Source organism: Rhodococcus sp. NPDC127527 (assembly GCF_042672245.1).
Classification (GTDB): domain Bacteria; phylum Actinomycetota; class Actinomycetes; order Mycobacteriales; family Mycobacteriaceae; genus Rhodococcus_G.
On record NZ_JBHXVP010000001.1, the window covers coordinates 590,256 to 596,342 of the forward strand.

A 6,087-nucleotide genomic window follows, 5' to 3' on the forward strand; every position below is an offset into this window, starting at 1 on the left:
GTGGTTTGGTGGGGGGCCGCCCCTTTTTTTTAAACCCCCCCGCCGCCGCCCCCCCCGCGGGGGGCCGCGGGGGGGGGGGGGGGGCCGCCGGGGGGGGGGGGGGCCCCCCCCCCCGGCGTTTTCTTGACTTGTTCCAGAATGGGCGCATACTGGGACCATGCCTGACGCGAGTGAGTACCCCGGTGCCCGCGCGCAGTTGCGCACGGCCGGGCTGCGGGTCACCGCTCCGCGTGTGGCCGTGCTCAATGCGGTTGCCGCGCATCCGCATTCGGATGCCGACGGGGTGGCTGCCGAGGTTCGCGCGGAACTGGGCTCGGTGTCCACTCAGGCCGTCTACGACGTGCTCAAGGCTTGCGTGTCCGCCGGACTGCTCCGGCGGATCGAACCCGCGGGCTCCCCGGCCCGGTACGAGACCAGGACCGGGGACAACCATCATCACCTCGTGTGCCGCGGATGCAGCACCGTCGTCGACGTCGACTGCGTCGTCGGCCAGGCCCCGTGCCTGGAGCCGTCCGACACGCACGGGTTCATCGTCGACGAGGCCGAGGTCGTGTTCTGGGGGCTCTGCCCGGCCTGCCGGGGCGAGGATCGTTCGCCGATCTGAGCTCGCGTCACCAGTTGGACCACCAGTACACCGCGCAGGCCAGAAGGAACAGAACGACGGTATCCATGACTGCCTCCCCGCAGTTGTGCCTACCGCCCATCATCCTCCCGCCGCGGCCCCGCCGCCGGTGCCGGACGAGTCGGTTCGCGGCCCGCCCGCCCTACACTGAGGCGGACTCTGCCCTGTACGCCCCGAGGCCAGGAGGTCCACCATGCCCCTTCCGTTCCCCGCAGCGCCGAACACCGAGGTCGCCTGGCTCGATCTCGACGCGACGACCTTCGCCGTCATCAGGCACGGCGCCGTCACCATGGCGGATCTGGCAGGCCTGTTCGACACCGGATTCCAGGCTCTCGGCGCCGCCATCGCCGCGGGTGAGTTGACCCCCGCCGGTCCGGCCGTCGCGATCTACCGCGGCGACCCGGCGACGGTCTTCGACCTCGAGATCGGATTCCCCGTGGCGCAGCCGCTCGCCGCGCCGATCGACGTCGACGGGGCCGTCGTGGTCGGCTCGGAGTTGCCGGCCGGCCCCGCCGCCACCCTCTCCCACCTGGGGGCCTACGACGGCCTGCCGACCGCATGGGGGAAGCTCATGACGGCGGTCCAGGCCGGCGGTGCCACGCTCCGTGACGGCACCATGGTCGAGGTGTACGTCACGCAGCCGTCCCCGGAGGCCGATCCGGCGACCATGCGCACCGACCTGATCGTCCCGATCGACCGGGCCGCCGCTACCACCTGAGGCGGGTGCGGGCGCCTACTCCATGAACCGGGCGAGGAACTCGACCAGCAGCCGCTCCGCGACCGGTTCGGGCAAGGCCTCGATGAGCGCGAGCAGCTCGGCCACCGGACCGTCGAGCCCGCCGCCCGGTTGGAGCCCGACCATCGCGAGCACCGCGGCGCAGTTCTCGCTGGTGAGGTCCTCGGGGCGGATCTGACCTGCGGCGGCGACGAAGTCCGCCGGTGCCTGCGCGCCGGGCACGCCGCGCACCCTGTCGGCCGCGCTGACCAACGCGTCGCCGAGCTCGCCGACCACCGCCTCGGTGACCGGGGTGACGGTCAGGTGGGTGGTCCGCGGCAGCTCGGTGCCGTCGGACTGTCGCCGGCCCGGCTGCGGCTGCAGCACCCAGCCCAGCTCCTTCGCCGCGTCCGCCCAGCGGTGCGGGTCCACCCGTCGCGGCGCGGGAACGTCCGGGTCGGCGGCCACCGCGAGCAGCGGACCGACCGGATCGCCGACCACCCGCAGGCCTTCCGTCGCGTCCACGACCTTGCGGAGCTGCTCGGCCGCGCGTGCGATCTGGCCGGTCAGTTCCTCGAATCCGCTGCGGCCCAACGCCTGCGAGACCGCCCAGCCCGCGGCGATCGGCATCACGGTGCGCGAACCGAGGATGGTCGGGTTGACCACCGCATAGCCGGGCCAGGCGCTGGTCGCGAACCACTGCCGACGATGCCGGTCGCGATCGCGGTACAGCAGCACCGACACGCCCTTCGGGGCGTAGCCGTACTTGTGCAGGTCCACCGAGAGGCTCGCGACGCCCGGCACCCGCAGGTCCCAGGCGGGCCGCTCGTCCCCGCCCGGCCACCACGGCAGCACCCAGGCGCCGATGCACCCGTCCACGTGCACGGGAACACCGTGCGCCGCACACACTTCCGCGATCTCGCCGACCGGGTCAAGTGCGCCGTGCGGATACGACGGGGTGGACGCGACCACCAGCGCGACGGTCTCGTCGAGTGCGGCAGCGACGTCGTCGGGTCGCAGCCGGCAGGTGTCGGCGTCGACCGGCAGCACCCGCAGGTGCAGGTCCAGGTAGTGCGCGGCCTTGATGAACGCGGCGTGCGCGGTGGACCCGATCACCAGCGTGGGCCGGTCGTCTCTGCCGGTGGCGGCCCGCCAGCTGTCGCGCGCGGACTTGACCGCGAGCAGGCAGCTCTCGGTGCCGCCACTGGTGACGGAGCCGACCACCCCCTCGACTCCGTCGGCGAGGACGGTCCGGGCCAGGCCCACGAGGTCCCTCTCGAGCGAGGCGACCGACGGGAAGGTGGTGGGGTCCAGGCCGTTGAGCGACTGCGCCTTTCGGGCCGCAGCCGCGGCGAGGTCGTCCAGTTCGGCGACGCCGGGGTCGTACACGTAGGACAGCAGGTGGCCGCCTGCGGTCGGTGCGTCGGCCGCGCGCAGCTCGTCCAGCTCGGCCAGGATCTCGGCGGGGGTGCGTTCGAATTCCACTCTAACGTCCTCTGTTTCGTTCCTCGGCGGCCAGTCGGTACCGGCGCAGGATCAGCATGCTCACGGCGACAAGCACGGCGGGGGCGGCGGTGAACGCCAGCACGATTCCGGTCAGGGCGGCCGACGACTGCTCGGCGACCTGGTCGCCGCTCGACGACACGAACCCGGTGACTGCCAGGATGACCAGGACCAGGGCCGGTCCGAGTGCCATGCCGATCGTCTCGGCGGCCGTCCACACCCCGCTGAACGCACCCGCCCGCACGGCGCCGTCACCGCGTTCCTCGTGGTCGGTGATCACGTCGGGCAGCATCGACATCGGCAGCATCTGCATTCCGGCGTAACCGATTCCGGCTACCCCGACGGCTGCGTACACCCACGGTCCGGGGCCGGCGAGGAGGCCGAGCAGGGCGACGTCGGCGGCGACGAACAGTCCGGACGCGAGCAGGAACGCGCGCTGCTTGCCCCAGGCGCGCACCAGGCGGATCCACAACGGCATCACCGCGACCGCGGGTGCCACCAGCGCGGCGAACAGGATCGACACCGCCGCTTCCGAGTCCAGGATGTAGGTCGCGACGTACTGCGCCGCACCGAGCATCGCGCCGGTCGCGAGGGCCTGCAGCACGAAGGTGATCAGCAGGATCCGGAACGGCTCACTAGAGCGTGCGGCCGCCAGCGCATCGGAAAAGCCGTGCGTGGCAGCCGAATCCGACGGTGACACGGCGGGACCACGGGGCGCGATCGACCAAGCGGCCAGCATGCCGAGGCCGAGCAGCAGGCCGGCGACCACGCCCATCGCGAGATAGCCGGGCCGGCCGCCGACCTCGCCCCGCAGGGCGGGTCCGCCCGCGCCGAACAGCAGAATCGCGACCCCGAGCAGGGCGACCCGCCACGACATCAGCCGGGATCGCTCGTGGTAGTCCTGGGTGAGTTCGGCGGGCAGTGCGATGTAGGGCACCTGGAAGAGGCTGAAGGCGATCGCGGACAGGATGAAAGCCGCACCGACCCACAGGCATCCGGCCGTCGCGGAGAGACCGGCGGGAACCGCGAAGGTCAGCGCGAAGAAGATCGGCAGGGTGAGTGCGCCGAGCAGCAGGAACCGCCTGCGGGTGCCGGTGCGGGCGGCCTCGGCGTCGCTGCGGGACCCGATCATCGGGTTGACGAGGACGTCGAGGGCCTTGGGTGCGAAGACCACGACGCTCGCCGCCGCGGCCGGCACCGCGAGTGTGTCGGTGAGGTAGTACGCGAGCACCAGTCCCGGGAGGGTGGCGAAGCCGCCGGTCCCGACCGAGCCGAGCGAGTAGCCGGCGACGGTCGATCTGCTCAGTCGCGGGGGAGCCATGGTCATCCGGCCAACATAGGACATCGAGCCCACCTCCGGGAGCGTTGTGCGCGAGGGAAATTTGCGGGCCGATTCACGTGAAACCGGCAGACGACGAACGCCCCCCACCGCTATCGGTGAGGGGCGTTCGTCAGGTGGGTACTACGAGCCGAACAGGCTGCCGAGTGATCCGCCACCGGGGCCGGTGGTGGCCGCGGAGACAGTCACCGTCGAGGCCGCCGACGTGGACTCCTTGAATCCGGTGGCGCCGGTGTACACCGCGGTGACCTGCCGGGCACCGGTCTGACCGAACGCGTGCGGCAGAACGGCCTGCCCGTTGACCACGTTCACGGCCTCACCGATGGGGGTGGTGCCGTCCATGAAGCGGACGGTGCCGGTGGTGACCGGGTCGCCGCTCTCCGTCTTGACCGTGGCCGTCAGGTTGACCGGATCACCCTTGGTGGCCGTCGCCGGCGCGTTCAGGGTGGTCACCGTGTTCACCTCGACGGGAGCCGGGTCCTTGACGGTGACGGTCTTGGCCGCGCCGGTGGAGCCGTTGAAGCCGTCCGTGCCGGTGTAGACGGCGGAGACGGAGTGGCTGCCGGCGGTGGTGAAGGTGTGCGCGAGCTTCGCGCCACCGTTGTTGTCGAGCGCGATCGCGCCGCCGATGTTGGTGCTGCCGTCCTTGAACTGGACGGTGCCGCCCGCCGCGGGAGCGTTGTCCGGGCCGGTGACGAGCGCCCAGAGATCCACCGACTCACCGGTGGTCGCCTCGCCCGGGACGTTCAGGGTGGTGGTGGTGTCGACGATCACCGGGTCGGTCGAGACGTCGACGTTGGCGGCAGCGGAGGTGGACGGCTTGTTGCCGGCGTCGCCGCTGTAGACGGCGGTGATGGAGTGTGCGCCGTTGGTGGTGAAGGTGTGGTTGAGCGTGGCGGTGCCGTTGTTGACGGGCGCGGTGCCGAGAACCGTTGCGCCGTCCTTGAACTCGACGGTGCCAGTGGCGCCCGCGGGGGCGACGGTGGCGGTGAGGTCGACGGCGGTGCCGGTCTTGGCGGTGGCCGGGACGTTCAGGGTGGTGGTGGTGTCCACCACGACCGGGTCGGTCGAGACCTCGACGTTGGCCGCCGCGGAGGTGGACGGCTTGTTGCCGGCGTCGCCGCTGTAGACGGCGGTGACCGCGTGCGTGCCGTCGGTGGTGAAGGTGTGGTTGAGGGTGGCGGTGCCGTTGTTCACGGGGACGGCGTTGCCGATGTTGTTGGTGCCGTCCTTGAACTGGACCGTGCCGGTGGCGCCCGCGGGGGCGACGGTGGCGGTGAGGTCGACGGCGGTGCCGGTCTTGGCGGTGGCCGGGACGTTGAGGGTGGTGGTCGTGTCGACGATCACCGGGTCGGTCGACACGTCGACGTTGGCCGCGGCCGAGGTCGAGGTGTTGTGTCCCGCATCGCCGGAGTACACGGCGGTGACGGCGTGTGCGCCGTTGGTGGTGAAGGTGTGGTTGAGCGTGGCGGTGCCGTTGTTGACGGGCACGCTGCCGAGAACCGTTGCGCTGTCCTTGAACTCGACCGTGCCGGTCGCAGCCGCGGGGGCCACGGTGGCGGTGAGGTCGACGGCGGTGCCGGTCTTGGCGGTGGCCGGGACGTTCAGCGTCGTGGTGGTGTCGGCCATGTTCACCGAGACGTCGACGTTGGCCGCGGCGGAGGTGGACGGCTTGTTGCCGGCGTCGCCGCTGTAGACGGCGGTGATGGAGTGCGCGCCGGTGGTGGTGAAGGTGTGGTTGAGGGTGGCGGTGCCGTTGTTCACGGGGACGGCGTTGCCGATGTTGTTGGTGCCGTCCTTGAACTGGACGGTGCCGGTGGCGCCCGCGGGGGCGACGGTGGCGGTGAGGTCGACGGCGGTGCCGGTCTTGGCGGTGGCCGGGACGTTGAGGGTGGTGGTCGTGTCGAC

The 6,087-nt window shown here is 71.6% G+C and carries 5 protein-coding genes; 2 read left to right on the plus strand and 3 right to left on the minus strand.

Translation table 11 applies throughout. From position 1 onward, the window contains the following. Positions 1-157: 157 nt before the first annotated feature. Both ACFVH2_RS02740 and ACFVH2_RS02745 read left to right on the plus strand, forming a co-directional pair. Positions 158-604, plus strand: a complete 447-nt coding sequence (locus ACFVH2_RS02740; RefSeq protein ID WP_378421298.1) for a Fur family transcriptional regulator — start codon at positions 158-160, stop codon at positions 602-604. A 211-nt stretch (positions 605-815) separates the two neighbouring features. Continuing rightward, complete coding sequence (locus ACFVH2_RS02745; protein WP_378421300.1) at positions 816-1,340, plus strand: GyrI-like domain-containing protein; 525 nt, start codon at positions 816-818, stop codon at positions 1,338-1,340. 15 nt (positions 1,341-1,355) lie between these two features. Here the strand turns inward: ACFVH2_RS02745 and ACFVH2_RS02750 are convergent, their stop codons facing one another. The 3 genes from ACFVH2_RS02750 to ACFVH2_RS02760 all read right to left on the minus strand — a co-directional run. Then, positions 1,356-2,822 (minus strand): pyridoxal phosphate-dependent decarboxylase family protein, encoded by a 1,467-nt coding sequence (locus ACFVH2_RS02750; protein ID WP_378421302.1) that lies wholly within the window; start codon positions 2,820-2,822, stop codon positions 1,356-1,358. Position 2,823: 1 nt separating this feature from the next. After that, complete coding sequence (locus ACFVH2_RS02755; protein ID WP_378421304.1) at positions 2,824-4,167, minus strand: MFS transporter; 1,344 nt, start codon at positions 4,165-4,167, stop codon at positions 2,824-2,826. A gap of 135 nt (positions 4,168-4,302) precedes the next feature. Further along, on the minus strand, positions 4,303-6,087 hold a 1,785-nt coding region (locus tag ACFVH2_RS02760; protein ID WP_378475687.1), incomplete at its 5' end, for an Ig-like domain repeat protein.

Bases quoted from the DNA above. Each gene is read 5' to 3' on its own strand.
- ACFVH2_RS02745 (WP_378421300.1), top strand. From the start codon at position 816: ATGCCCCTTCCGTTCCCCGCAGCGCCGAACACCGAGGTCGCCTGGCTC.
- ACFVH2_RS02755 (WP_378421304.1), bottom strand. From the start codon at position 4,167: ATGACCATGGCTCCCCCGCGACTGAGCAGATCGACCGTCGCCGGCTAC.
- ACFVH2_RS02740 (WP_378421298.1), top strand. From the start codon at position 158: ATGCCTGACGCGAGTGAGTACCCCGGTGCCCGCGCGCAGTTGCGCACG.